Below are 25565 nucleotides of genomic sequence, written 5' to 3' on the forward strand. Positions count from 1 at the left end.
CCCTCTCGATCCAGGGGTGAACCGGCGGCCGGACCCGGAGGCCCGGCCGCCGAAGGCTTACCCGAAGGGTCGCGGAAGCGTCAGAAGGTCAGCTTCACGCTGTTGATGTAGCCGGTGTCCCGGGCGGCGCGGTCCTGGGCGCGCAGCCGCCAGACGCCATTGGCCACCTCCGACGAGGCGTTCACCGTGAAGGTCTCGCGCACGTCGTCCTGTCCGTCCGAGCCGCTGAAGGGCTTCAGCGGGTAGACCGTGCCGTCGGGGGCCACCAGATCCACCACCAGGTCGCCGCGCCAGGTGTGGACGATGTCCACGGCGACCGAGAGGGTGGTGGGCGCGTTGCCCGGCACCCCGGTGACCGTCACCGGCGAGGTGACCGCCGTGCCGTTGTCGGGGATGGCCACATCGGCGGTGTTCTCGAAGCTCGGGCCGGGGTTGCCGGTGCCGGGCCGGGTGCCCACGGCGACGGCCGCCCAGGCGTGGGCCACGTTCCGGACCTCGGCGCTGTCCGCCCCGTACAGCTCCGAGGCCGCCGCGAGGGTCCCGGCGCGCGCCGCCGCGTAGTTGGTGGTGGTGGTGAACTTGGTGGTCAGCGCGCGGTACCAGATCGCCGCCGCCTTCTCCCGGCCGATCGGGGTCACGGGCAGCCCGTCGGCGGTCGGGGAGTCGTAGGAGACACCGTTGAGGGTCTTGGGGCCATGGCCCTCGGAGGCGAGATAGAACCAGTGGTTGGCGGGGCCGGACGAGTAGTGCACATCCACGCCGCCGATCCCGGCGTACCAGTAGTCCTTGGAGGAGCCGTCCCGGCTCGGCCGGTCCATGTACCGCAGCGGGGCGCCGGTGCCCCGGATGTCGATCTTCTCGCCGACCAGATAGTCCCCCGCGTCCTGCGGGTTGGCGGCGTGGAACTCCACGGCGGCGGCGAAGATGTCCGAGGTCGCCTCGTTGAGCCCGCCGGACTCGCCGCTGTAGATGAGGCCGGCGGTGTTGGAGGTGACCCCGTGGGTCATCTCGTGCGCGGCGACATCGATCGAGGTCAGCGGCTTGGCATTGCCCGCGCCGTCGCCGTAGGTCATGCAGAAGCAGCCGTCCGACCAGAAGGCGTTGACGTAGTTGTTGCCGTAGTGGACCCGGGAGTAGGCGCCGACGCCGTCGTTCCTGATGCCGTTGCGGGCATGGACATTCTTGAAGTAGTCCCAGGTCAGACCGGCACCATAGGCGGCGTCCGCACCGGCGGTCTCGGCATTGGCGGGCTGGCCGTTGCCCCAGATGTCGTCGGGCCCCGCGAAGAGGGTGCCGGTGCCGGAGGTGGCGCGGTTGAGGTTGTTGGTCCGGTGGTTGCCCCGGCCGCTGTCGGTGAGGTTGAACGTGGCGCCGGAGGCCGAACTGCCCAGGGTCACCTGGCCGCTGTACTGGGTGTGGCCGGTGCCGTTGCGGACGGCCTGCCACTCGTACAGCCGGTCGCCGGTGGTGGCGTCGGTGAGGACATGCAGCTCGTTCGGGGTGCCGTCGTGCTGGAGGCCGCCGACGACCGTCTCGTACGCGAGGACCGGCTTGGTGCCCTTGGCGAGCCAGACCACCGTGCGCGGGGCGCGGTCGGCGGTGGTCCGCTTCGATCCCTCGGCCCGTGCCCGGCCGACGGCCTGCGCACTGGCGGCGGCGGGGGTGATCCGGGCGGTGGCGGGCACATCCTTCAGGGCGGTACGGGATGCCTTGATCACCGAGGTGGTGGCGCCGGAGGCGGCGCGGGCGACGACGAGATCGCCGCCGAGGACCGGCAGCCCGGCATAGGTGCGCTCGTAGCGGGTGTGGACCGTGCCGTCGCGGTCCCGGGTGACATCCCGGACGACCAGCTTCTCGCGGTCGCCGAGGCCCAGCTCACGGGCGGTGGCGGCGGCGGATGCGCTCTGCGCGCGGATCAGCCCGGTCCGCTGGGCGGGGGTGAGCTGCTGGGGTATCGCCCCGGTGAGGGCGGGGGAGGGGCGTTCCGCGGGGGCGGCGGACGCGGTGCCTCCGGTCTGGAGGGTCACGGCGAGCAGGGCCGCAGTGGCGGTGAGGGCGCCGGCGGCGCCGGCTCGCGCACGGTGCGTGGATCTCACGCGGACTCCTTCTGCGAGGGGGACCGGGCGACGGAGCGGCCGTCCGGGCGGAGCGGTGACGCGGTGACGCGGGTGTGCGGTGGTACGGGCGTGCCGGGGTACGGGTGTTCCCTGGCGCGGACATGCGGCGGTACGGGGTGCGGCGGTACGGGCGGTAACGCGGTGAACGCTGGGAAGACTGACAGGAACGCGACAGTTCCTGACAGGGTCGCGTCAAGAATTGGCCAGAAATGGTCCGTTGACCGATCCGTAGAGTCCGTTGAGCGGACGTGTCAGGGGTATTGCGCCCGTGTGAACGCCCCGGCGCCCGGACGGCCCGGCGGGCCCGCGACCGGACACTCCGACGGCCCCGGCCCCCTGGTGGGGTGCCGGGGCCGCCGGGCCGCCGGTACGGACGTCAGCCGGTGCCGCCGTCCTCCCGCTCCGCACTCGGGCGGGCGAGACCGCCGAGCAGGCAGTAGACGCTCATACCGATGGGGTACGCGGCCTCGTCCGGGCCGGCACCGCTCGGCTCCATCGGCGGATGCTCCAGTGCCTGGAGTTCGTACAGGGACATCTCCGGATCACCTCCACTGAGGGGTGGGGCGCGCTCGCAGCGTAGACGCGCCCCGGCGCGAGCGCCATGGGCCCGGCGCAGTCCCACGGCCGGGTCAGCCCGGCTTGACCGCCCGCGTCGCGAAGTAGCCCGACATGTACTGAGCGGACGCGTCGGCATGGTGCGGCGCTTCCGCGAAGCCGGTGAGGACGAACCCCGCCGCGAGTTGCCCCCCGATCTGGTCCGTGAGGCTGTGGCCGTACTCAAGAGCCGCGTCCGCACCGAACTTCGCGGCGCGCTCCGCCGCGGAGTAATGCGTGACATCGCTGTACGGCAGCTTGTGCACCACGGTCAGCTCGCCGCCCTGGTCCAGCGCCTCCTGGTCGAACAGGTACAGATCGGGGTTGAGGAAGCCCACGAGCAGGGTTCCGCCCGGCCGCAGGACGCGGAAGCACTCACGCCACATCGGTGCCAACTCCGGTACGAAGAGGTTGGAGACCGGTTGGAAGACGACGTCGAAGGTCGCGTCGCCGAAGGCGCCGAGGTCGCTCATGTCGCCCAGGACGGTGCGCAGTTCGAGTCCGTCGCGCTCCGCCACCATCGCGTCCTGGCCGAGCTGACGGGGTGAGTTGTCGAAGACGGTGACCCGCGCCCCCGCGGCGGCGAGGATCGGACCCTGCTGGCCCCCGCCGGAGGCCAGGCACAGCACGTCCTTGCCGGTCAGGTCCGCCGGCAGCCAGGAGCGGTCGACCGGCTCATGCCCGATGAGAACGATCGACCAGTCGCCCTTGCGGGCGCGCTCGACCTCCTCGGCACTCACCGGCCTCGTCCACTCGTCGCCCTCTTGGGCGTACTTGTCCCAGGCTGCCCTGTTGTGGGCAACGGGGTCGACAACACCGTCCTGCATGTTCAGCTCCCTGCTTCAGCCGAGCGGACACCGGTTGGTGCCTTGGGGGCCAGTGTTGACGATCCCGGTGCGCGGGCGCGCCCCTATATCGACGAGCCGCCATGGGTCCGCCGCCTTCCGGAGTACCGGACCTCAGATGGCGTCCTGCCGCTCCAGCCAACGTGAGATGACCTGGTTCGTTTCCTCCGGCCTCTCCTGCTGGATCCAGTGACCGCAATCCAGCGTGACCACGTCCACCCGGGGCACGAACTCCGCCAGCCTCGCGGATTGCTGGATCGCATCCCGGGCGCCGTAGATCATGAGCGTGGGCTTCCGGATGACCGGGTCCACGTCCGCCAGCAGGTGCCAGTCGCGGTCGAGGTTCCGGTACCAGTTCACACTGCCCGTGAACCCGGTCGACTCGAAGGCGGAGACGAAGACGGCCAGTTCGTCGTCGCTCATGACCGGATCACCGAGGGGTGTTTCCGCTCGGGCGAGATCGATCAGCGCCATTCCCGGCCGGGGCTCCCTGAAAGGCTCGTTCTTCCGGTACAGATTGCGGAGGAACCGGAAGGTGTTCTCTTCGAATACGGCCTCCGCGACGCCCGGTCGCCGATTGAAGTGGACGAAGTAGAAGTCGCCGCCCAGCACCTCTTCCATGGACTCGATCCAGGGCTTCTCCCCGCGCTCCTGGTAGGGCAGGCTCAGATTGATCACTTTGTTGACCCGGTCCGGATGCAGCAGGGTCAGTCCCCAGACGACCATGGCACCCCAGTCATGACCGACAAAGGTGGCATCCTCATATCCGTAGTGATCGAGAAGTGCGACGAGATCACCCGACAGATGTCCGATGTCGTAGGCGGTCACATCGGCAGGACGGGACGAGTTCCCGTAACCCCGCTGATTCGGCACGATGACGTGGTAGCCGGCCGCGGCGAGGACGGGCATCTGATGGCGCCAGGAAAAGGCGTGCTCCGGCCAGCCATGACAGAGCACGATGGGTTTTCCCGCATTCCGGCGGCCCGCTTCGAAGACTTCGAGCTCCACGCCGTTGACCGAAACGATGGTGGGCTCGGGGAAATCGCCGGGAGGGAGCGCCGCCGCACTCCTGACAGATCGAGGGTCGATACGGTCGTGGGTGGTGGGACTCTTCGGTGAGGTCATGCCGCCATCCTGCCGACCGAAACCGGTCACCCCATGACCGGTTCTCTGTGAAAGTTTTATCGGTATGCGAACCGACCGGCTGGTGGCCGTCCTCCTTCTGCTGCAACGGCGCGAGCAGGTGACCGCGGCGGAGGTCGCCCGGGAGCTGGAGATCTCCGAGCGCACCGCCCGCCGCGACCTCGACGCCCTCGCCATGGCCGGGGTGCCCGTGTACTCCCGGCAGGGCCGGGGCGGCGGTTGGCGTCTGATGGGCGGCGCCCGTACCGATCTGTCCGGGTTGACCGCGAGCGAGGCCCGCGCCCTGTTCCTGGTCGCCGGCCCGGCCTCGGCCGCGACCCCGGCCGTGAAAGCGGCCCTGCGCAAGCTCGTCCACGCCCTGCCGGAGCCCTTCCGGGTGCAGGCCGAGGCGGCGGCGGCATCGTTGGTCATGGACCCGCGGCGATGGGGGGCGAGTCCGGTCGAGCACCGGCCGCCCCGCTTCCTCGACGCACTCCAGGACGCGGTGATCCGGGGCGTCCAGGTGCGGCTCGGCTATGTCGACCGCGAAGGCACCGAGACCGAGAGGACCGTCCACCCACTGGGCATCGTCGCCAAGGGCCCGTCGTGGTACCTCGTCTCCCACACCGAGGCCGGCCGGCGGACCTTCCGGATCGACCGGGTGTCGTCCGCCGACCCGACCGGCGATCCCGTGCACCGGCCCGAGGGCTTCGACCTCGCCGGGAGCTGGCGCGAGATCGCCGACGAGGTCGACCGCAGGCGAACACCCCTGGAGATCCAGGCGGTGTGCCGGCCCCATGGGATAGCCGTGCTCCGGAGGGCGTTCGGCGTCCGGCTGGAGGTGGGAGGTGCCACGGCGGACGGCCGTGTCGAGGTCGTGATCCGCGGCCACGACGAGTACATGCTCGCCGGTGAGCTGGCCGGCCTGGTCGCATGGGTGGAGGTGACCGGCCCTCCGGGTGTGCGGGACCAGCTGGCCTCGATCGGTAACGCGCTCGTCGAGCGGTACGGCTGAGACCGTCCCGCGGTGTCGCAGCGCGGATCGTGGAGGCGTCCTCGCGGAAGGCGGTGTCCCGGACGGAGCGGAGCCCGTTCCGCCCGGGAGGTCCAGCGCACCGCGGCACCCGCGAGGGCGCCGGTCAGACCAGGCTGTCGCGCCAGGCCCGGTGGAGGTCGGCGAAGCGGCCCGTACCGGCGATGAGGTCGGCGGGGGAGCCGTCCTCGACCACCCGGCCGCCCTCCATGACCAGCACCCGGTCGGCCACCTCGACCGTGGAGAGCCGGTGCGCGATCACCACCGCCGTACGGCCCCGCAGCACCGTGTCCATCGCCCGCTGGACCGCCCGCTCGCCCGGGATGTCCAGGGAGCTGGTGGCCTCGTCCAGGATGAGCACGGCCGGGTCGGCCAGGAGCGCGCGGGCGAAGCCCACCAGCTGGCGCTGGCCCGCCGAGATCCGGCCGCCGCGCTTGCGCACATCGGTGTCGTACCCGTCCGGCAGCGCGGAGATGAAGGTGTGCGCCCCGATCGCGCGGGCCGCCTCCTCGATCTCCGCGCGGGTCGCGTCCGGCCGCCCGATCGCGATGTTCTCGGCCACCGTCCCGGAGAAGAGGAACGCCTCCTGGGTGACCATCACCACCCCGCGCCGCAGCTCGGTCAGGGGCAGCTCGCGCAGATCCGTACCGTCCAGCAGTACCCGGCCCGCCGTCGGGTCGTAGAACCGCGCCAGCAGCTTCGCCAGCGTCGACTTGCCCGCGCCGGTCGAACCCACCACCGCGACGGTCTGGCCCGCCGGAAGGGTCAGATCGAACCGGGGCAGCACCTCGCCGCCGGTGCGGTAGCCGAAGCCGACCCCGTCGAAGACCACCTCACGGCCGGGACCGTCACCCCGGCGCGCGGGCAGCTCCACCGGCCGCTCCGGCTCCGGCACGGACGGGGTCTGGGCCAGCAGGCCCGCGATCTTGGCCAGCGACGCGGCGGCGCTGGAGAAGGAGTTGAGGAAGATCGCCAGCCGGTCGATCGGGTCGTACAGCCGCCGCAGATAGAGCACCGACGCGGCCAGCACACCCAGGGCCAGGGTGCCGTCCGCGACCCGGTAGGCGCCCCAGAGCACCATGCCCGCGATGGCCGTATTGGCGACCAGCCGGGAGCCCAGGACATAGATCGCCATCTCCAGCATGGCGTCGCCGTTGAGCCGCTCGTGCCGCCCGTTCAGCCGCCGGAACACCGCGTCATTGGGCCGCTCACGGCGGAACGCCCGCACCGGGCGGATCCCGTTCAGCGTCTCCGCGAACTTCACGATGAACCCGGCGGTCGCCGTCGACCGCGCGGTGTAGATGGCGTCCGCCCGCCGCCGGTACACCCGTACCAGCAGCAGCAGCGGTACGAAGGAGGCGACCGCGATCGCGCCGATGCCCAGATCCAGCCAGAGCAGCATCGCCGTGATGTAGAGGAAGGCCAGGAAGACGTTGATCAGCTCCTGGAGCCCCTCCTCCAGCAGCTCGCGCAGGGACTCCACATCGGTGGTGGAGCGGGAGATCAGCCGGCCGGAGGTGTACCGCTCATGGAAGTCCACGCTCAGCGCCTGCGCGTGCCGGAAGATCCGTCCGCGCAGATCGAGCAGGACGTCCTGGCTGAGCCGGCCGGAGACGGTCATGAAGAGGTACTGGAAGAGCCCGGCCCCCGCCGCACAGAGCAGATAGCCGGTGGCGACGGCGATCAGCGGCCCGTAGTCGGCGTCCCGGTAGGCGGGGACGCCCCGGTCGATGGCGTAGGCCACGAAGAGCGGGCCCGCCTGCACGGTGAACTGCTGGACGAAGAGGATGGCCGCGAGCCGGGCCACCCGGGCCCGGTGGGGTCCGAGCAGCGACCGCAGCAGGGCCAGGGTGGCGCCCTTGGCGGTGGGCAGATCGTCCCGGTCGAAGGGGTCCCCGCCGCCGGTGCCCTTCGGGCCGGTGGCCGTCACATCCGTGGTGCCTGTGGTGTCCGTGGTCACCGTGGTGCCGTGCGGCCGTTCGTCGGTGTCCCCGGGGGTGCCGGGGGCGCCGGATGTCGTCGCGGCGGTCATCGTGCCGTTCCTTCCCCGGGCCCTGCCCCGAGTCCGCTGTGATCGCTCCGGCCGTCGGACGCGCCGCCGATGTCCTGGTGGTCGTCGGGGGCGGGTGCCCGCTCCGCCCCCGACATCAGCCAGGCGTACTCCGTACTGCTCCGCAGCAGTTCCTGATGGGTGCCCACGGCCGTGATCCGGCCATCGGAGAGCAGGGCGACCCGGTCCGCCAGCAGCACCGTGGAGGGCCGGTGGGCCACCACCAGCGCGGTGGTGTCGGCGAGCACCCGGCGCAGCGCCGCCTCCACCAGGGCCTCGGTATGGACGTCCAGCGCCGACAGCGGGTCGTCCAGCACCAGGAAGCGCGGGCGGCCGACGACCGCGCGGGCCAGTGCGAGCCGCTGGCGCTGGCCGCCGGAGAGGCTCAGCCCCTGTTCGCCGACCTCGGTGTCGGCGCCCTGCGGCAGCCGGTCGACAAAGCCGGCCTGGGCCACGTCCAGCGCCCGTGCCAGCTCGGCCCGCCGCTCTCCGGCCCGTGCCGTCCCGGCCCCCGGTGCGTCGGGGGTGTCGTCCGCGCCGTCCGCCGCACCCATCAGCACGTTCTCCGCCACCGTCGCCGAGAACAGGGTGGGCTCCTCGAAGGCCACCGACACCAGGGAGCGCAGCCGCTCCCGGGGCATCGCGGTGATGTCCTCGCCGTCGAGCGTGATCCGGCCCTCGGTCATCTCGTGCAGCCGGGGGACGAGCCCGGTGAGCGTGGTCTTGCCGCTGCCGGTCGCCCCGACCAGGGCCATGGTCTCGCCCGGACGGATATGCAGATCGATCCCGTTCAGCACCGGGGCGGCGGTGGTGTCGCCGTCCGGGAAGCGGAAGCCGACGCCCTCGAACCTCAGCCCGCCCGTGCTCCGCTCGGCGGTCTCCCCGGCGGTGGTGCCCTCGGCCCCGGCGGCTCCGGTTCCGGCCGCTCCGGTCCCGGCGGTTCCGGTGGCTCCGGAGGTCTCGCGCTCCGGCTCCTGGTCCATCACCTCGAAGTAGCGGTCCGTCGCGGTCGCCGCCTCCTGGCTCATGGAGAGCAGGAAGCCGATCGACTCCACCGGCCAGCGCAGCGCCAGCGCGATCGAGAGAAAGGCCACCAGGGTGCCCGCCGACAGATCGCCCTCCGCCACCCGGACCGAGCCGATCACCAGCGTGGCGCCCACCGCCAGTTCCGGGATGACCGTGATGATCGCCCAGATGGCGGCCAGGATCCGGGCCTTCAGCAGCTCGGTGCCGCGCAGCTCGCCCGCCAGCTCGCGGAAGGCGTTCGCCTGGTTGCGATGGCGGCCGAACCCCTTGACGATCCGGATGCCGAGGACACTCTCCTCGACCACCGTCGTCAGATCGCCCACCTGGTCCTGGCTGCGCCGGGCGGCCACCCCGAAGCGGGCTTCGTAGTGCGAGATCAGCAGCACCAGGGGGAACACCGGCAGCACCAGCACCAGGGCGAGCTGCCAGTCCTGCCAGAGCAGGATGAGGAAACCCGCCACGATGGTGGTCACATTGACCACCAGGAAGGTCAGCGGGAACTGGAGGAACATCCGCAGCATCGCCAGATCGCCGGTGCCCCGCGACAGCAGCTGCCCCGAGGGCCAGCGGTCGTGGAAGGAGAGCGGGAGCCGCTGGAGATGGGCGTACAGCTCGGCCCGCATGGTGGCCTCCACCCTCGCCAGCGGCCGGGCCACCAGCCAGCGGCGCAGACCGAAGAGCAGGGCCTCGGCGAAACCGAGCAGCAGGACGACGAGCGCGCCGAGCTGGATCCCCCGGGTGTCGCGGTCGGCCACCGGGCCGTCCACCAGCCATTTCAGGACCAGTGGGATCACCAGGCTGAGGCAGGAGGCGACGATGGCGACGCCCGCCGCGGCGAACAGCCGGGTGCGGACCGGGCGGACACAGGGCCACAGCCGCAGCAGTGAGCGTACGGCGGAGCGTTTCCCGGCGGCGGATATAGGTGCAGTGGACATCAGGAGCGAGCCTACGATTTTCGACCGGGGTAACTCATCTCCTTTTCGGCCGGGCAACCTGGAGGCTCCTGGGGGAGGCTCTTGGGAAGGATCTTCCGCTTGCGCCCACCATGGGTGGTTTCCCACGTTTCCCGCCGGGCGTCCGGTCGTTGGAGAGACGTGAGACAAGCACTGAGGCGTGTGACCGGAACAGGGCCGGGGCAGGCGGGGCAGTCGGGGCAGGCGGGGTGGACAGACCGGCCGGACCGGATGGGACGAACGGGCCGGGTGGTGCGCACAGGGCGTACGGGACGTACGGGACGCAGGGTGACCGCCGTCCTGGCCGTTCTGGGCGTCCTCGCGGCGGTCGGCGGCTGCCGCTCCTCCGGTCTCGACCTCGGCGGCAAGCACCGCTCGCCGGAGGAGTCCATCCGTGTCCTTCCCGACCATGGCGCGAAGGCCGTACCCCCCGAGGGACCGCTGGAGGTACGGCTCCCCAGCGGGCGGCTGGAGCGGGTGCGGGTGACCCGGATCGAGAGCGAGGCGCCCGCCGTGGTCCCCGGGCGGATCTCCGAGGACGGGCTGCGCTGGCAGCCCCGGCCCGGCACCCGGCTGGCCCTGGCCGCCAAGTACAGCGTCGATGTGGTCGCCCTCGACGGGCACGGCCGTCGCTCGGCCCGCCGGACCACCTTCACCACCGAGGTCCCCGCCCAGCGCTTCATCGGCTACTTCAAGCCGGAGAACCGCGCGGTGGTCGGCACCGGCATGATCGTTTCTTTTGACTTCAATCGGAAGATCACCGATCGGGCGGCCGTGGAGCGCGGTGTCACGGTGACCTCGGACCCACCGGTGGAGATCGCGGGCCACTGGTTCGGCGACGACCGGCTCGACTTCCGCCCCGAGCGCTACTGGGTGCCCGGCACCCGGGTCACCGTGCGGATCAGGCTGCGGGATGTGGAGGCGGCCCCCGGCGCCTACGGCATCCAGCACAAGACGGTCTCCTTCACCGTCGGCCGGTCCCAGAGCTCCGTGGTCGACGCCGCCGCCAAGACCATGGAGGTACGGCGGGACGGCGCCCTGCTGGCGACGGTGCCCATCACCGCGGGCGCGCCCAAGTCGACCACGTACAACGGACGCATGGTCATCAGCGATATGCAGGACATGACCCGGATGGACGGCCGGACCGTCGGATTCACCACACCCGACGGGCGGGGCGAGTACGACATCAAGGATGTGCCGCACGCCATCCGGCTGACCGAGTCCGGAACCTTTCTGCACGGCAACTACTGGGCCCCGGTGGAGACCTTCGGCCGGGAGAACGTCAGCCATGGCTGTATCGGACTGCGGGACGAGAAGGGCGGCAGCGGGGACGCGCCGGCGGGGTGGTTCTTCGACCGGAGCCTGATCGGGGATGTGGTCGAGGTGGTCAACTCCACGGACCGGGTGGTGGAGCCCGACAACGGGCTCAGTGGCTGGAACCTCTCCTGGAGCCGCTGGAAGGGCGGGTCCGCCCTCCGCTGACGCCGTACCGCCCGCCTGCCCGTCCCCCTCGCCCACCCGTCCGCCCGCCCGTCCGTCCCTCGTCCGTCCGTCCGCCCCGGGAGGTGCGCCGGAGTGCGTCCCCGATCGGTTTTCGGTCGTCCGCTACCGAACGGTGACACGTGCGAGAAGGAACCCCGACCCCCCTGTGCTTCCCTGGAGTGACGCGGGCGTGACCGGGCCCGCGCGGGGGGAGGGACGACGTGAGGGCCTGGGTACGGGGAGACCGGGGAGACCATCCGGCTCCCCGGGACGACGGGGGCGGCCAGGGCGAAGGGGGCACCCGGGACGACGGGGGCGGGCCGGGCGGCTGCCGGCTCCCCCGGGCGGCCGGCGCCCTGGTGGTGCTGGCGCTGCTGATGACCGCCTGCGGGTCCGGAGCGGGCGGCGTGGACGGGGAGCCGAGCGGCGGCCTCCGGGCCCTCGCCTCCCGAGCCGTCGTCACCGTCGCCCCCGGCGACGGCGCGACCGGGGTGCCCACCAGCGACGCCCTGCGGATCACCGCCGCCGACGGGCGGCTGACCGCCGTCACCGTCGAGGACGGCAGGGGCGGTACGGTCGACGGCCGGATCGCCGGGGACGGCCGCTCCTGGCGCCCGCTGACCCATCTCGCCGCCGCCACCCGCTACCGGGTGCATGCCCTCGCCGAGGACGACCAGGGCCGGATCTCGGCCAAGACCAGCCGGTTCACCACCCTCGTCCCCCGGAACACCTTTATCGGCCACCACACCCCGGAGGACGGGGCCACGGTCGGCGTCGGCATGCCCGTCTCCCTGGTCTTCACCCGGGGCATCACCGAGCCCGAGGCGGTCGAGCGCGCGATCACGGTGACCTCGGACCCGCCGGTGGAGATCGTGGGCCACTGGTTCGGCGACGACCGGCTCGACTTCCGCCCCGAGCGCTTCTGGGCCCCGGGCACCCGGGTCACCGTCCGACTCGGCCTCGACGGGGTCCAGGGGCGGCCGGGGGTCTACGGCACCCAGGCGAAGACCGTCTCGTTCACCGTCGGCCGGTCCCAGATCTCCACCGTGGACGCCGCGATCCGGCGGATGACGGTCGTCCGGGACGGCCGCCCCCTGCGCTCGCTGCCGGTCACCGCGGGCGCGCCCGCCACCACCACGTACAACGGCACCATGGTGATCAGCGAGAAGCACGAGGTGACCCGGATGAACGGGGCCACCGTCGGCTTCGGCGGGGAGTACGACATCAAGGACGTCCCGCACGCGATGCGGCTCTCCGCCTCGGGCACCTTCGTCCACGGCAACTACTGGGCGCCGGCCCGGACCTTCGGCACCGCCAATGTCAGCCATGGGTGTGTCGGGCTGCGCGATGTCCGCGGCGGCCGGGACGCCGCCGCGCCGGCCGCGTGGCTCTTCGACAACTCGCTCCTCGGCGATGTGGTCGTGGTGAAGAACTCACGGGACCGCACCATCGCCCCGGACAACGGTCTCAACGGCTGGAACATGCCCTGGGAGGAGTGGAAGAGGTGACCCGCCCGGGGTGCCCCCGCCGTGCCCGTGCCCCCGCCGGCGCGCCCCGCACCCGGCCCGCCCGGGGCGCGCGCCGTCAGCGCTCCCGGACATGGCCGCACCCCGAGCAGACCCACACCTCGCGCTGGAGCCACATGGTCCCCGCGCACCGGGGACAGCCGCTGGTCTGGATCCCCTGGCCGCCCATCGGCGGCGGATCGGGCGTCCCGGCGGCGTAGGCGATGATCCGGTCCCGGACCCGGGGGTCGTCGGTGGCCGCCATCCGCAGCAGATGGGCGGTACGGGAACGGGCCTCGTCGGCGAAATCGGTCATCTCGCCCGCAGCGTAGCGGCGGGTGCCCGCCGCGACCTACGCGTTCACTCCGATGTGTCACCCGGGTGTCGGCACCCCCGCGCGGCGGATCCGACACCCCGGGGTGCCGGATCCGGCCGGTGCCGTACGCCACAACTCCCGTCCGCCGTCCGTTAGCCATGGTTAACCTCCCTCCATGACGACTGTGAACTTCGAGGTCTCGGACGGTGTCGCCACCCTCCGGCTGGACCGCCCCCCGATGAACGCGCTCGACACCGCGATGCAGGACCGCCTCCATGAGCTGGCCGTCGAGGCCGGCCGGCGGGACGACGTCCGGGCCGTGATCCTCTACGGCGGGGAGAAGGTGTTCGCGGCGGGCGCGGACATCAAGGAGATGCGGGACATGGACCACGCGGCCATGGTGGCGCGCTCGCGCGGTCTCCAGGAGGCGTTCACGGCCATCGCCCGGATCCCCAAGCCCGTGGTCGCCGCCATCACCGGCTATGCCCTCGGCGGCGGATGCGAGCTGGCGCTCTGCGCCGACCACCGGATCGCGGGGGACACCGCGCGCCTCGGCCAGCCGGAGATCCTGCTGGGGCTGATCCCGGGGGCCGGCGGCACCCAGCGGCTGGCCCGGCTGATCGGTCCGTCCCGGGCCAAGGACCTCATCTTCACCGGCCGGCAGGTCGGCGCCGAGGAGGCGCTGGCCCTGGGCCTGGTGGACCGGGTGGTGCCCACCGACGAGGTGTACGAGCACGCCCACGCCTGGGCGGCCCGGCTGGCCAAGGGCCCGGCGCTGGCGCTGCGCGCCGCCAAGGAGTCGGTGGACGCGGGTCTGGAGACCGATATCGACACCGGTCTGACCATTGAGCGGAACTGGTTCTCGGGGCTCTTCGCCACCGAGGACCGCGAGCGTGGAATGCGCAGCTTTGTCGAAGAGGGTCCTGGAAAGGCCAAGTTCCTGTGAAACATGGCGGGTTGATGCGGTCGGTTCCACCGGGTCAACCCGCCGTGAGACTTATCTCCGCCTTAAGGAAACCTTAAGGAATCCGGAGGCCGCATGGGTGTGCGATTCCTATTGACAGGGAGTCAGCCCAGCTCAGGATGGGCACAGGAGTACGCATGGCGCGCCCGCCCCGTCCTCCCCGTCACCCCCGTCCGGGGGTGGCCGTCCGCCGCCAATGCGCGGGAACGACCACGCGCGGTGCGTACTGCGGCCATGATGGGGGGCATGGCGGGCCTTGAAGGTGTGGAACAACCGCGGCAGCGCGGCGGCGCGGTCGCCATCCGGCGGTTGGCCGCCCTGGAGGAGGAGCAGGCGCTCAAGGCCCTGGAGCTGTACGGCAACCCCGCCGACGAGGAGGTCCGCCTCCCGTCCCGGCCGGAATCCGCCTTCACCGCCCGCCGGCTCACCCATGGGGTGGCGCTGCGCCACTGGGCGCTCTCCGCGCAGACCTCCGAGTACGCGGTGCTGCTCGTCTCCGAGCTGGTGGGCAATGCCGTCCGGCACACCGGTGCCCGGGTCTTCGGGCTGCGGATGCTGCGCCGCCGGGGGTGGATCCGGGTGGAGGTCCGTGACCCCTCGCGGGGGCTGCCCTGTCTGCTGCCGGTCCAGCCGATGGATGTCAGCGGCCGGGGCCTCTTCCTGGTGGACAAGCTCTCCGACCGCTGGGGGGTGGATCTGCTGCCGCGCGGCAAGACCACCTGGTTCGAGATGCGCGTCTGACCCCGGCGCCCCGGCGCCCCGGCGCCCCGGCGCCCCGGCGCCCCGGCGCCCCGGCGCCCCGGCGCCCCGGAGGCCGGGGAGGTCCTGAGGTCAGGGGCCCGGACGCGCGGAAGCCCCCGTGCGGCCGAGGGTGTCGGCGCCGCGGGGGCTTCTCACATGCGACCCGGAGCAAGGGGGGTGTCTCCGGTGTCGCTCAGAACGACCTGGCCCGGGTCAAAGGGGGTCGTGTCCCCGACTATGGCAGACGGGGGGCCGATGGCCAAAATTCTCGATTCGGTCAAAAGTGGGCAAAAGCGTTAGATCGATAGTGAATCTCAGGTGATATGGCCCACCTGCCTCACATTTCTCGCCCAGAGTTCGCTTTCGGCTGATGTTTCCTTGATCTGTACGCTTCAGCTCGCGGCGACCCGTACGCCCCGGCATACAGGGCAATCATCATTTTTTGTGCTCTTTGCTCCTAGGGTCGGTGCCCGTGACCCCGATCGACCGCCGCCGGACCCTGCGGACCGGGGCGGGAGCCGCGCTCGCCGCCCTCGCCCTCGGCTGTACCGGGCCCGCCCCGGCACCGGAGCGGACCCCCCGTGCCCGTACCGCACCGGAGCGGACCCCCGGCGCCCGTCAGCCGTCCGCCCCGTCCGTCCCATCCGGCACTCCCGGCACCCCCGGCACTCCCGGCCGGGGTGCGGCCCCGGCCGCCCCCGCCGCCCGCCGCTTCCCCGGACACCCGGCCCAGATCGTCCACGGCCCCCGCGACCGCGACCGGGTGGCCCTCACCTTCCACGGCGGCGGCGACCCCGCCACCGCCCGCGCGGTGCTCGCCGAGGCCGAACGGGCCGGAGCCCGGATCACCGTGCTCGCGGTGGGCGAGTGGCTGGACGACCATCCGGCCCTCGCCCGCCGCATCCTCGACGGCGGCCATGACCTCGGCAATCACACCCAGCACCACCGGACCATCACCGAACTGCCCGAGGCGGAGGCCGCCGCCGAGATCACCGCCTGCGCCCAGCGGCTGCGCCGGCTCACCGGCTCCATCGGCACCTGGTTCCGGCCCTCCCGCACCCGCCTCGCCACCCCCGCGCTGATCCGGCTCGCCCAGCGGGCCGGCTATCCGCACACCCTCGCGTACGACCTCGACTCCCTCGACTTCACCTCGCCCGGGGCCACGGCCGTGACCCGCACCGTCACCGGGCAGATCCGGCGCGGATCGGTGGTGAGCCTCCACTTCGGCTACGCGGACACGGTCGCCGCGCTGCCCGCCCTGCTCGACGACCTCCACCGGCGCGGACTGCGCGCGGTGACCACCACGGAGCTGCTGAGCTGATATGCCTACCGCACCCCTTCCCACCCTCCCGGGGCCCGCCCGCCACCGGGCGCTCCGGCGCGCCGGGGCACTGACCGCCGGAACGCTGATCGCCCTGCTCACGGGCTGCGGCACGGACGGCGGAACGGAGAACTCCGACCCGGGGCGCGCGGGCCGTACCGCCGCCGCCAGAACCCCCGCGACCGCTCCGCCCCCGCCGCCGCCCGGACTGCCCGGGATGCCACCGGTCCTCGACCCGAAGGACATCTACGCCGCCGACCGGCCGGGCATGCTCTCCCCGGTGGTACGGAAGTTCCCCTCCCGGGTCTATGTCCCCAACACCAACTCCAACACGGTCACCGTCATCGACCCCAAGACCTACGAGATCGTCGACACCATCTCGGTGGGCGTCCAGCCGCAGCATGTGGTGCCCTCCTGGGATCTGAAGACGCTGTGGGTCAACAACAACCGGGGGCACACCCTCACCCCGATCGACCCCGCCACCGGCAAGGCGGGCCGCTCCGTCGAGGTGCACGACCCGTACAACCTCTACTTCACCCCCAACGGCAAGTACGCGGTCGTCATGGCCTCGCTCGACCGCGAACTCGTCTTCCGGAACCCCCGCACCATGGACCGGGTGAAGACCGTCCCCGTCACCTGCTTCGGGGTCAACCACGCCGACTTCTCCGCCGACGGGCGCTACTTCGTCGTCTCCTGCGAGTTCTCCGGGGAGCTGCTGAAGGTCGACACCGAGCGCATGGAGGTCGTCGGCCAGCAGAAACTGCCCTTCGAGGGCGCCATGCCGCAGGATGTGAAGATCTCCCCGGACGGGAAGACCTTCTATGTCGCCGACATGATGGCCCATGGCGTCTGGGTCCTCGACGGCGAGCGCTTCACCACCCCGAAGCTGCTGCCGACCGGCGAGGGCGCCCATGGCCTCTACATCAGCCGGGACTCCCGCGAGATGTACATCCCCAACCGGGGCGAGGGGTCGGTCTCCGTCTTCGACTTCACCCGGAACAGACTCACCAAGAAGTGGTGGCTGCCCGACGGCGGCAGCCCGGACATGGGCGGGGTCTCCGCCGACGGCAAGGTGCTGTGGCTCTCCGGGCGGTACGACGAGGAGGTGTACGCCATCGACACCCGCACCGGGAAGCAGCTGGCCCGTATCCCGGTCGGCTCCGGCCCCCACGGCCTCGCCGTCTATCCGCAGCCGGGCCGCTACTCGCTGGGGCATACGGGCGTCTTCCGCTGACGCCCCGCCTGACCCCCCGCCGCACCGGAGCACCGCTCGTACGGCCCGGCGCCCGCCGGGGTGGCGCGAACGGATAATCTGACCCTCCGACCGTGCGTTCCGGCACGGTTCCGCACCAGGGAGGGGCCCAGAAGTGGTGTCCAAGGACGAGGCGCGCAAGGCGTTCGACCGGTACGACCTCGACGGCGACGGCGAGATAACGGCCAGCGAGTACAAGAGCGTGATGGCGCAGCTCGGCGACTTCAACGTGACCGAGACGGTGGCCGAGGCCATCATCCGGACCAAGGACGCCAACGGTGACGGCCGGCTCACCTTCGACGAGTTCTGGGACGCGATCGACAAGAACCAGGGCTGATCCGGGCGCGCCCCGGTCCACGGCCGGGGAGCACCCCGGCGGGGCCGGGGCGCGGACGGGCCGTCCGAGTTGCCATGTATGCGACCTCAGGTGACGATCATGCCGTGACCAGCCCCGGAGCCCTGGCCCCCGGCCGGGCTGCCCGCCGGCGGGCCGCCCGCAAGGCCGCGCGGCGCGCCGCTCTGCTGCTCTGCGCGGGAGTTCTCGGGGCCCTGGCCCTCGCCCTGCTGACGGGCCGTCTCGCCGCCCGGGGGACGGGCGAGCTGGCGGTCCCCGCCGCGGGCACCACCACGGTGCTGCGGACCGTCGTCGTCCTCGCCCTCGCCGTCCACCTCGGTGAACTGGCCGGGCGGCGCACCGCGGGCCCCGGACCCCGCCCCCGTGACCTGTCGCTGTACGCGGCGCTGGCCGGGGCCGCCGCAGCCGCCGGGCAGATCCTGGTCCATGCCTCCGTCAGCGACATCGACCTCGCCACCGCCTACGGCACCCGCGACGGACGGCTGTTGCTGCTCATGGCGAATGGTTTCCTCGCCTCCGCCGCCTGTCTCGCCCTGCGCCGCCCCCTGCTCGCCCCATTGCCCCTGCTGCTGGTGGTGGGCGCGGAGTCGCTGCGGGCCCATCCGGAGCAGTACACCCCGCTGATCGGCGCCGCGCTCACCTTCCTCCATCTCCCCGCCGCCGCGCTCTGGACCGGAGGGCTGCTCTACACCCTGCGGGTGATGTGGCTGCGCCGCGCCGAACGGTCCACCGCGCTGGAGGCACTGCGCCGGTACGCCCGTACCGCGATCTGGCCGCTGGCGGTGCTCGCGGTCACCGGCACCGCCTCCACCCTGCGCAAGCTCCCCCTGGACGTGGTGTTCGACTCCGCGTACGGGCGGCTGATGCTGGCCAAGACGGCGCTGGTCGCGGGGGTCTGCGCACTGGCCCTGACCGCCCGCCACCGGATGCGGCGCGGCCGGCTCGACGCCCAGCTCCCGGCCCGGGTGGAGCTGGGGCTGCTGGTGGTGGTGACGGTGGTCTCGGCGGTGCTGACGGTGGTTCCGGACCCGCACTGGGTGAGTACCCGGCTCGGCATCCGCTGAGCGGCGGGGGAGCCGCGCTACCGTGGCCCCCCGTACCGTACCGATTTATGCCGATACATACCTCGATGCGTAACCCGATGCGTACCCTCATGCGTACCCCGATGGGTACCGAACACAAGGACCGGTCATGAGCGAGAACGGCGAGTACCCCACCCCGTCGCAGGCCGAGGGCGAGTCCGACGAGCCGGTCGAGGAGCGGCACCCGGATGTGACCCGGACGACCCCCTCGCAGGCGGAGGGGGACGACATCGACGAGGGCGGGGCCTGACCCCCGCCGGTCAGCCGCTGCCGCTGCCCCTGTCACTGCCGCTGCCGCTGCCGCTGGGGGCGGGGCTCGTCCCGGCGCCCGGCGGCAGATAGTAGACATGGTCCGGGGAGACGATCCTGGTGATCGCCTCGCCGAAGAGGGTGCTGGGCTCCTCCCCGTCATGGGCGATATCGGTATTGAGCAGCACCACCAGGGTGGCCCGCTCCTCGGGCAGATAGACCGTCAGCGACTCATAGCCGGGCAGTGAGCCGTTGTGCCCGACCCAGCCGTGGAGGGTGAAGATCCCCAGCCCGTACCCGGCACCCGCGACACCGGTCGGCTCCGTCCGCAGCCGCTCCGCCTGGGTCTCGGGGGTCAGCAGGGTGCCGGTCGCCACCACCCGCGCCCACTCCCGCAGATCCTCCAGATCGGAGATCATCGCCCCGGCCGCCCAGCCCCAGGAGGGGTTCCAGTCGGTGGCGTTCTCGACCTTCCCGCTCGCGGTCTGGTCGGTGTACCCCTGGGCGTGCGGCCGGGGGAACTCCGCCCCGGTCGGGAAGAGGGTACGGTCCAGCCCCGCCGGATCCAGGACGTTCTCCTCGATGTACCGGTCCAGCGGCATCCCGCTCACCTCCTCCACCACCAGGCCGAGCAGGATGAGATTGGTGTTGCTGTACTCGAAGTCCGCCCCGGGCGCGAACTGCACCGGATGGCGGAAGGAGTAGTTCAGCAGCTCGTCGGGGGTGAACGGCCGCTCCGGGTCGGAGGTCAGCGCCTTGAAGAAGTCCTCGTCCTCCGAGTAGTTGAAGAGCCCGCTGCGCATTCCGGCGAGCTGCCGCAGGGTGATCTCGTCGCCGTTGGGGACATCGTCCACATAGCGGCCGATGGTGTCGTCCAGACCGATCTTGCCCTGGTCGACCAGTTCCAGCAGGGCGGTCACCGTGAAGGTCTTGGTCTCGCTGCCGATCCGCATCAGCAGATCGGTGGTCATGGGGGCGCCCGTCGCCTTGTCGGCGGTGCCGAAGGTACGGACATAGCTGCCCTTGCCCGGCGCCCACACCCCGACGATCGCGCCGGGCACCGAGGTCTCGGTCATGACCTCCCGGAGCGCCCGGTCCAGCCGGGCGGAGGTGGCGGCGTCCAGGGTGGCGAAGCCGGTGTCACCGGGCGACGCGGAGGCGGATGCGGTCGTGGGGGCGGGGGAGGGGTCGCCGTACGCGGTGCCCACCGTCGGTCCGACCAGCATGCCCGCCATCGCCAGCCCGGCACAGGCCCGGCGCCAGCAGATCCGTGAGCCGCTCATGGCAGTCCTCCCGTCGTCCCCGGACTTCCTGACCTTCGTGGCCTTCCCGGACGAGATCCCTGGACCAGGCTAGGCCCGTTCGGGTGACCCCGCACGGCGGCCGATGCCTTTGCGCTGGTCGGGCGGTACGGGGCCGTGGGCCCGGGTCGGGGCGGGTCGGGCGGTACGGGGCCGTGGGCCCGGGTCGGGTCGGGCGGTACGGGGTCCTGCGGCCGGGGCGGGGCGGGCGGTACGGGTCCCTGGCTCCCGGCCCGGGGCGGGTCAGGCCGTACGGGAGAAGGCCCGCCGGTACTCCCTGGGCGATACCCCGATCTGCTTGACGAAGTGATGGCGGAGGTTGTTCGCGGTGCCGAGACCGCTCAGCTCACCCACCTTCTCCACCGGCAGATCCGTCGACTCCAGCAGGGCCTGCGCCCGCCCCAGCCGCTGGTTCAGCAGCCACTGGAGCGGAGTGGTCCCGGTGGCCCGCTGGAGCCGCCGGTAGAAGGTGCGTGGACTCATCGCCGCCCGCCGCGCCAGCTCGGCGACGGTCAGCGGACGGTCCAGATGGGCGCGGGCCCAGTCCAGTACGGGACCCAGCCCCGCGTCGTCGGTGACCGGCATCGACAGATCCACGAACTGCGCCTGACCGCCGTGGCGATGGGCGGGCACCACCATCCGGCGGGCCAGCTGATTGGCGACATGCGCGCCGAGGTCGCGGCGGACCAGATGGAGGCAGAGATCGAGCCCGGCGGTCAGCCCCGCACTGGTGAGCACATCGCCGTCGTCCACGTACAGCACCGAGTCGTCCACCGTCACCTTCGGGTAGCGGGCGGCCAGTTGGGCGGTGTGCATCCAGTGGGCGGTGGCCCGGCGGCCGTCGAGCAGCCCCGCCTCGGCGAGCGCGAAGGCGCCCGTACACAGGGAGACCATCCGGGCCCCGGCGGCATGGGCCTCGCGCAGGGCACCGATCAGCTCCGGCGGCAGCGGCGCGCCTTCCTCCACACAGGGGTCGGGCACCGAGGGCACGATCACCGTGTCCGCGCCGATGAGACCGTCGAGCCCATGTCCGGTACGGAGTGCGAGACCGGCCCCGGTACCGGCGCCGGGGTCACCGGACGACTGCTCCCCGAAGGCGCAGAGCCGCAGCTCGTACCAGGGGTCGGCGAGATCGGACTGCGGCTTCCCGAAGACGGTGCAGGGGATGCTTATCTCATAGAGGTCCCAGGAGGGGAGGTCGATCTCCCCCGGGACGACCACGGCGACGGAACCAGCGCTCATGCCCCGAAGGGTATGGCAGGAATCTGGTGATGGCCGTCATCCCGGTCACTGTCCCGGGACGCCGGGCGCTGCGAGCGTATCCGTACGTGAACGAGCGCCGACCGGCGTACACACCCGAGGAGTTGTGCCATGAACGCTGCCCCGCAGGCCGTCACCGTCATCGGACTGGGCTCGATGGGCTCGGCGCTGGCCGCCGTGCTGCTGGAGCACGGCCACCCCACCACCGTATGGAACCGCTCGCCGGAGAAGGCCCGGCCCCTGGTCGAACGGGGCGCCCGGCTCGCGGCCACCCCGGCGGAGGCCATCGCGGCGAGCGACCTGGTCATCGCCTGCGTCCTGGACCACGATGCGCTGCACACGATCCTCGACCCCGTCGCCGGCTCCCTGGCGGGCCGCGCGCTGGTCAATCTCACCTCCGGCTCGCCGGAGCAGGCGCGTGAGGCGCTGGCCTGGGCGAAGGGGCACGGCGCCGACTATCTCGACGGGGCGGTCATGACCACGCCCCCCGGGGTCGGCGACCCCACGCGGATGTTCCTCTACAGCGGCCCCGAGGAGGTCTTCGCCCGCCACCGCCCGGCCCTGGCCCGGCTGGGCGACCCCCTCCACCTGGGCACCGACCCCGGTCTGGCCTCCCTCTACGACGCGGCCCTGCTCGGTCTGATGTGGTCAACGCTGACCGGCTGGCTGCACGGCACCGCCCTGGTCGGCGCCGAGGGCGCCACCGCGACGGAGTTCACCCCGCTCGCGCTGCGCTGGCTGACCGCGGTCTCGGGCTTCATGACCACGTACGCCCCCCAGGTGGACGCCGGGAAGTACCCGGGTGACGACGCCACGGTCGATGTCCAGATCGCCACCATCGACCATCTGCTGCACGCGGCGGCGGCCCGGGGCGTGGACACCGCTCTGCCCGAGCTGCTCAAGGCCACCATGGAGCGGGTCAAGGGCCTCGGCCATGGCTCCGACAGCTATGCGAGCGTCATCGAGGCGCTGCGCGCGCCCGCCGCCTGATCCCGTGGGGCGGGGTCGGCCGCCGCGCGGTGGGGTCAGCCGACCACCTCGCACTCCGGGCCGCGGTGGTCGTGCGCGCAGAACGGGCAGAGATAGGCGACGCAGCCGACACAGATGCCGATGTTCTCCGCCCGGTAGGTGTCCCGGCAGCCGGGGCAGGTCAGCCGCTCGGCGAGGGTGAGCTGCCAGCCGCGCTCGCCGCCGATGGCCGCGAGACAGGCGGCGGCGTAGTCTACGGTCTCCGGGGTGGGCGCCCCGGCGCCACCGGCACCGCCCGCCCGGTTTCTCGCCAGGAACCAGCAGTAGAACAGGAAGAACGCCTTCCCGTTCACCAGCCAGTTCCCGCCGCGCCCGGTCGAGACCCAGCCCTCCACGACCCGGGCCACCCGCCGCTCCACGGGGGTCCCGCGCTCCAGCAGGGTGAGGTTCCCGCTCACCGGGTGGGGTGTCCGGGCCGGGGCCATGACATCGAGCAGGGCCCGGAGGCCGCCCTCCCAGTCCGCGAAGAGATCGACGGACTGGAGATCCTTGAGGGTCTGCCCGCCACCGATCTCCCGGTCGGGTATCCGGCAGGGGGTGAGCCGGACGGGGATGAACCACGAGATGTCCGTGGGCCGCCGCCGCAACTCCTCGACGGCCAGCGTCAGTTCCTCGTTCATATAGGTGCGCGAGCGCCCGGCGTACTCGGCGGAGAAACACGCCAGGAAGAAGGCCCCTTCCCCGATCGCCCCCCGGATCACCGACCGCCACCGCGCCCCGGGCCGTATCCCGTCCCGGTCCAGCCACACCCGCACCCCACCCCGCCGCAGCTCGTGCGCGACCTTCAGGGCGAGTTCGGTGTCCTCCCGGACATACGAGAGAAAGACATGCCCGGGTACGGTCGGCTGCTCCATACCGCCCACCCTAGGTGCCCCTCTGCCCGGCGGGTGGCGCTTCGCCAGGCCCGTGCGACCCCACCCATATGCCGTCTATCACAGGGGAGTTGAGCAGAATGCGTGTGTCGGATGTACCGTCTTCGGCGATGACGGCGGCCGGCGCGGGAGCCCTCCCGTACGGCAGAGGGGAACGGTGGTGCGGATGCTTCTCTCCGACTGGGCGTCCGGTCTGATCGACCGGGTGGTCGACGCGGCGGACCGTGAGGAGATGCGTGCTCGTTTCGCCGATCTGGACGAGGCGGTGTTTCACCGGGAGGACCCCAACCGGATGGTGTCGGCCATCGTGCTGAACCGCCTTCAGGGCCACTCCATGAAGCTGATCTTCGAGGAGGTGCGCTGGGACTACCGGGACACGCTGTGGGGCAGCGGTGTGGACGATCGCGACTGGCGTGAGGTCATGAACGAGCGATTCGGGTACGCGCCTCCGGAGTGACTGCGCCCGCCCGTGGAACCGCTGTGCCGCCCGGCAGGGGAAAAGTCCCTGCCGGGCGGCACAGGCGGCATCTGCGGTACGGGCGGCTCAGGCCGCGTTCGCCTTGGCGGGCTGCTCCCCGTCGCGCGGGGCATCCGGTGCGGGGGTGGTGCGCAGGGTGAGGAGTGACGCGAGGGCGCCGACGGCGGCGAGGGCCGCCGCGCCGAGGAAGGCGGCGGAGAAGCCGTCGGTGAGGGCGTCGGGGTTGCCGAGTTCGGTCGCCCCGTAGGCCGCGGAGACGGCCGTCATCGCGGCCAGTCCGAGGGCGGATCCCACCTGGTAGCTGGTGTTGACGATGCCGGAGGCCAGGCCGCCCTCCTCGGGGCGGGCGCTGGACAGCGCGGTGCCGAGGGAGGGGATGAACGCCAGCGACATACCGGCCGCGGCCAGCAGGGAGGCGGGCAGGACGTCGACCCAGAAGGTGCCGTCCGGCCGGGCGAAGGACAGCCACAGCATGCCTGCGGCGAGGGCCAGCAGACCGGTGACGATCAGCGGCTTGGTCCCGAAGCGGGCCATCAGACGGGGTGCCAGGACGATCATCATGATCATGATGGCGACCGTCATGGGCAGCAGGGCCGCGCCGGAGGCGAAGGCGCCCAGCCCCAGGACCTGCTGGAGGTAGAGGTTGAGGAAGAACCACATCGGGATCCACGCGGCGGCCATCAGCAGCTGGGCGATGTTCGCCCCGGCCAGATTGGGTGCCCGCCAGATGCCCAGCCGCATCAGCGGCTCGCGGCGCTTGGACTGGATGACGACGAACGCGGCGATCAGGGCCGCACCGGCCAGCAGCACGAGCCAGGTCTCGGCCGAGCCCCAACCGGTCTCGGGAGCACGGACGATGGCGTAGACGGCGACGGCCAGTCCCAGTGTGACGGTGGCCGCTCCCGCGAGGTCGACGGAGCCGCGGCGGACCGGGGCCGAGGGCATGACGCCCGGGGTGAGGGCCAGCACGACCAGCGCGATCGGGATGTTGATGTAGAACACCCAGGGCCAGCTGGCGTACTCGGTGATGACACCGCCGAGGAAGACTCCGGCGGTGCCGCCCGCCGGGGCCGCCGCGCCGTACAGGGCCAGCGCCTTGGTCAGTTCCTTGGGGCGGGCGCCGAAGAGCATCATCAGCAGGGTCAGGGCGGACGGGGCGATCAGCGCGGCTCCGACGCCCTGGAGGGCACGGCCGGTCAGTTCGACCCAGACCTCGGAGGCGAGGCCGGCGACCAGGGATCCCCCGGCCATCACGGCCCAGCCGGCGGTGAAGATCCTCTTGGCGCCGAACAGATCGGACAGCCGCCCGCCGAGGAGGAGCAGTCCGCCGAAGGCGATGACATAGGCGTTGAAGACCCAGGACAGCCCCTCCGGGGAGAAGCCCAGGTCGACCTGCATCTTGGGGAGAGCCACGCCGATGATGGACGTGTCCATGATGACCGTGAACTGGGCCAGGGCTATGAGGACAAGCGCCGTCCAGCGGCGCGGATTTGGCGGGGTGGCTGGGGTGGACATGGCTATCTCCTATACCGGAGGGGGGTATCTTCCCTCGGGTCAGCAATATACCCCCCTCCGGTATTCCGTGCTGCCCGGTCCCGATGTCGGGAGTGCGGTTCAA

The 25565-nt window shown here is 71.9% G+C and carries 23 protein-coding genes; 12 read left to right on the plus strand and 11 right to left on the minus strand.

The annotated features are described in order from the left end of the window. Positions 1 to 80 precede the first annotated feature (80 nt). From ABT354_RS08960 to ABT354_RS08975, 4 genes are all read right to left on the minus strand, one after another. Positions 81 to 2096: a M4 family metallopeptidase gene (locus ABT354_RS08960; RefSeq protein WP_351490920.1), complete on the minus strand. Its 2016-nt coding sequence runs from the start codon at positions 2094 to 2096 to the stop codon at positions 81 to 83. 397 nt (positions 2097 to 2493) lie between these two features. Then, complete coding sequence (locus tag ABT354_RS08965) at positions 2494 to 2652, minus strand: hypothetical protein (protein WP_351490922.1); 159 nt, start codon at positions 2650 to 2652, stop codon at positions 2494 to 2496. Between the two features lie 94 nt (positions 2653 to 2746). Next, positions 2747 to 3538 (minus strand): class I SAM-dependent methyltransferase, encoded by a 792-nt coding sequence (locus ABT354_RS08970; protein ID WP_351490923.1) that lies wholly within the window; start codon positions 3536 to 3538, stop codon positions 2747 to 2749. Positions 3539 to 3670: 132 nt separating this feature from the next. Continuing rightward, on the minus strand, positions 3671 to 4681 hold the full coding sequence (locus ABT354_RS08975; RefSeq protein ID WP_351490925.1) for an alpha/beta fold hydrolase: 1011 nt from the start codon (positions 4679 to 4681) through the stop codon (positions 3671 to 3673). 64 nt (positions 4682 to 4745) lie between these two features. Between ABT354_RS08975 and ABT354_RS08980 the strand changes: the two genes are divergently transcribed. Continuing rightward, a complete protein-coding gene (locus tag ABT354_RS08980) occupies positions 4746 to 5693 on the plus strand; it encodes a helix-turn-helix transcriptional regulator (RefSeq protein ID WP_351490927.1) in 948 nt (315 codons plus the stop codon). Between the two features lie 124 nt (positions 5694 to 5817). Here the strand turns inward: ABT354_RS08980 and ABT354_RS08985 are convergent, their stop codons facing one another. Then, positions 5818 to 7743, minus strand: a complete 1926-nt coding sequence (locus ABT354_RS08985; protein ID WP_351490930.1) for an ABC transporter ATP-binding protein — start codon at positions 7741 to 7743, stop codon at positions 5818 to 5820. After that, positions 7740 to 9722, minus strand: a complete 1983-nt coding sequence (locus ABT354_RS08990) for an ABC transporter ATP-binding protein (RefSeq protein WP_351490932.1) — start codon at positions 9720 to 9722, stop codon at positions 7740 to 7742. The genes ABT354_RS08985 and ABT354_RS08990 overlap by 4 nt, the downstream gene beginning before the upstream one ends. Before the next feature lie 249 nt (positions 9723 to 9971). On the opposite strand from ABT354_RS08990, the gene ABT354_RS08995 reads away from it, so the two are divergent. Next, the gene (locus ABT354_RS08995; RefSeq protein ID WP_502983364.1) at positions 9972 to 11222 is read left to right on the plus strand and encodes a L,D-transpeptidase; all 1251 of its coding nucleotides are present in this window, start codon (positions 9972 to 9974) and stop codon (positions 11220 to 11222) included. 377 nt (positions 11223 to 11599) lie between these two features. Then, on the plus strand, positions 11600 to 12730 hold the full coding sequence (locus ABT354_RS09000; protein WP_351491163.1) for a L,D-transpeptidase: 1131 nt from the start codon (positions 11600 to 11602) through the stop codon (positions 12728 to 12730). A gap of 76 nt (positions 12731 to 12806) precedes the next feature. Here ABT354_RS09000 and ABT354_RS09005 read toward each other — a convergent pair whose 3' ends face one another. After that, positions 12807 to 13043 (minus strand): hypothetical protein, encoded by a 237-nt coding sequence (locus tag ABT354_RS09005; protein WP_351490936.1) that lies wholly within the window; start codon positions 13041 to 13043, stop codon positions 12807 to 12809. A 175-nt stretch (positions 13044 to 13218) separates the two neighbouring features. On the opposite strand from ABT354_RS09005, the gene ABT354_RS09010 reads away from it, so the two are divergent. The 7 genes from ABT354_RS09010 (at position 13219) to ABT354_RS09040 (ending at position 19008) form a co-directional block, all read left to right on the plus strand. Beyond that, positions 13219 to 13989 (plus strand): enoyl-CoA hydratase/isomerase family protein, encoded by a 771-nt coding sequence (locus ABT354_RS09010; RefSeq protein WP_351490939.1) that lies wholly within the window; start codon positions 13219 to 13221, stop codon positions 13987 to 13989. Positions 13990 to 14241: 252 nt separating this feature from the next. Then, on the plus strand, positions 14242 to 14748 hold the full coding sequence (locus tag ABT354_RS09015) for an ATP-binding protein (protein WP_351490941.1): 507 nt from the start codon (positions 14242 to 14244) through the stop codon (positions 14746 to 14748). 472 nt (positions 14749 to 15220) lie between these two features. Then, positions 15221 to 16069, plus strand: coding sequence for a polysaccharide deacetylase family protein (locus ABT354_RS09020; RefSeq protein WP_351490943.1), 849 nt, complete (start codon positions 15221 to 15223; stop codon positions 16067 to 16069). 1 nt (position 16070) lies between these two features. Beyond that, positions 16071 to 17303, plus strand: a complete 1233-nt coding sequence (locus tag ABT354_RS09025) for a YVTN family beta-propeller repeat protein (RefSeq protein WP_351490946.1) — start codon at positions 16071 to 16073, stop codon at positions 17301 to 17303. A gap of 133 nt (positions 17304 to 17436) precedes the next feature. Next, positions 17437 to 17658, plus strand: a complete 222-nt coding sequence (locus tag ABT354_RS09030; RefSeq protein WP_351490948.1) for an EF-hand domain-containing protein — start codon at positions 17437 to 17439, stop codon at positions 17656 to 17658. A 104-nt stretch (positions 17659 to 17762) separates the two neighbouring features. Further along, positions 17763 to 18740 (plus strand): CopD family protein, encoded by a 978-nt coding sequence (locus ABT354_RS09035; protein WP_351490951.1) that lies wholly within the window; start codon positions 17763 to 17765, stop codon positions 18738 to 18740. A 127-nt stretch (positions 18741 to 18867) separates the two neighbouring features. Beyond that, the gene (locus ABT354_RS09040; protein WP_351490954.1) at positions 18868 to 19008 is read left to right on the plus strand and encodes a hypothetical protein; all 141 of its coding nucleotides are present in this window, start codon (positions 18868 to 18870) and stop codon (positions 19006 to 19008) included. A gap of 10 nt (positions 19009 to 19018) precedes the next feature. Here the strand turns inward: ABT354_RS09040 and ABT354_RS09045 are convergent, their stop codons facing one another. Together ABT354_RS09045 and ABT354_RS09050 are read right to left on the minus strand one after the other, a co-directional pair. After that, positions 19019 to 20290: a serine hydrolase domain-containing protein gene (locus tag ABT354_RS09045; protein ID WP_351490956.1), complete on the minus strand. Its 1272-nt coding sequence runs from the start codon at positions 20288 to 20290 to the stop codon at positions 19019 to 19021. Positions 20291 to 20551: 261 nt separating this feature from the next. Continuing rightward, positions 20552 to 21529, minus strand: a complete 978-nt coding sequence (locus tag ABT354_RS09050; RefSeq protein WP_502983372.1) for a GlxA family transcriptional regulator — start codon at positions 21527 to 21529, stop codon at positions 20552 to 20554. A gap of 150 nt (positions 21530 to 21679) precedes the next feature. Between ABT354_RS09050 and ABT354_RS09055 the strand changes: the two genes are divergently transcribed. Then, on the plus strand, positions 21680 to 22558 hold the full coding sequence (locus ABT354_RS09055; protein ID WP_351490960.1) for an NAD(P)-dependent oxidoreductase: 879 nt from the start codon (positions 21680 to 21682) through the stop codon (positions 22556 to 22558). A 35-nt stretch (positions 22559 to 22593) separates the two neighbouring features. On the opposite strand, the gene ABT354_RS09060 is transcribed toward ABT354_RS09055, so the two are convergent. Next, positions 22594 to 23451 (minus strand): TIR domain-containing protein, encoded by an 858-nt coding sequence (locus tag ABT354_RS09060; RefSeq protein ID WP_351490963.1) that lies wholly within the window; start codon positions 23449 to 23451, stop codon positions 22594 to 22596. A 184-nt stretch (positions 23452 to 23635) separates the two neighbouring features. On the opposite strand from ABT354_RS09060, the gene ABT354_RS09065 reads away from it, so the two are divergent. Beyond that, positions 23636 to 23926, plus strand: coding sequence for a hypothetical protein (locus ABT354_RS09065; RefSeq protein WP_351490965.1), 291 nt, complete (start codon positions 23636 to 23638; stop codon positions 23924 to 23926). Between the two features lie 87 nt (positions 23927 to 24013). Here the strand turns inward: ABT354_RS09065 and ABT354_RS09070 are convergent, their stop codons facing one another. Further along, positions 24014 to 25462 carry an MFS transporter gene (locus tag ABT354_RS09070; protein ID WP_351490968.1) on the minus strand — a complete coding sequence of 483 codons (1449 nt, stop codon included), beginning with the start codon at positions 25460 to 25462 and terminating at the stop codon, positions 24014 to 24016. Between the last annotated feature and the right edge of the window lie 103 nt (positions 25463 to 25565).

Origin of the sequence: Streptomyces sp. NPDC000594, from assembly GCF_040299965.1 — a bacterium.
In the GTDB taxonomy this organism is placed as follows: domain Bacteria; phylum Actinomycetota; class Actinomycetes; order Streptomycetales; family Streptomycetaceae; genus Streptomyces.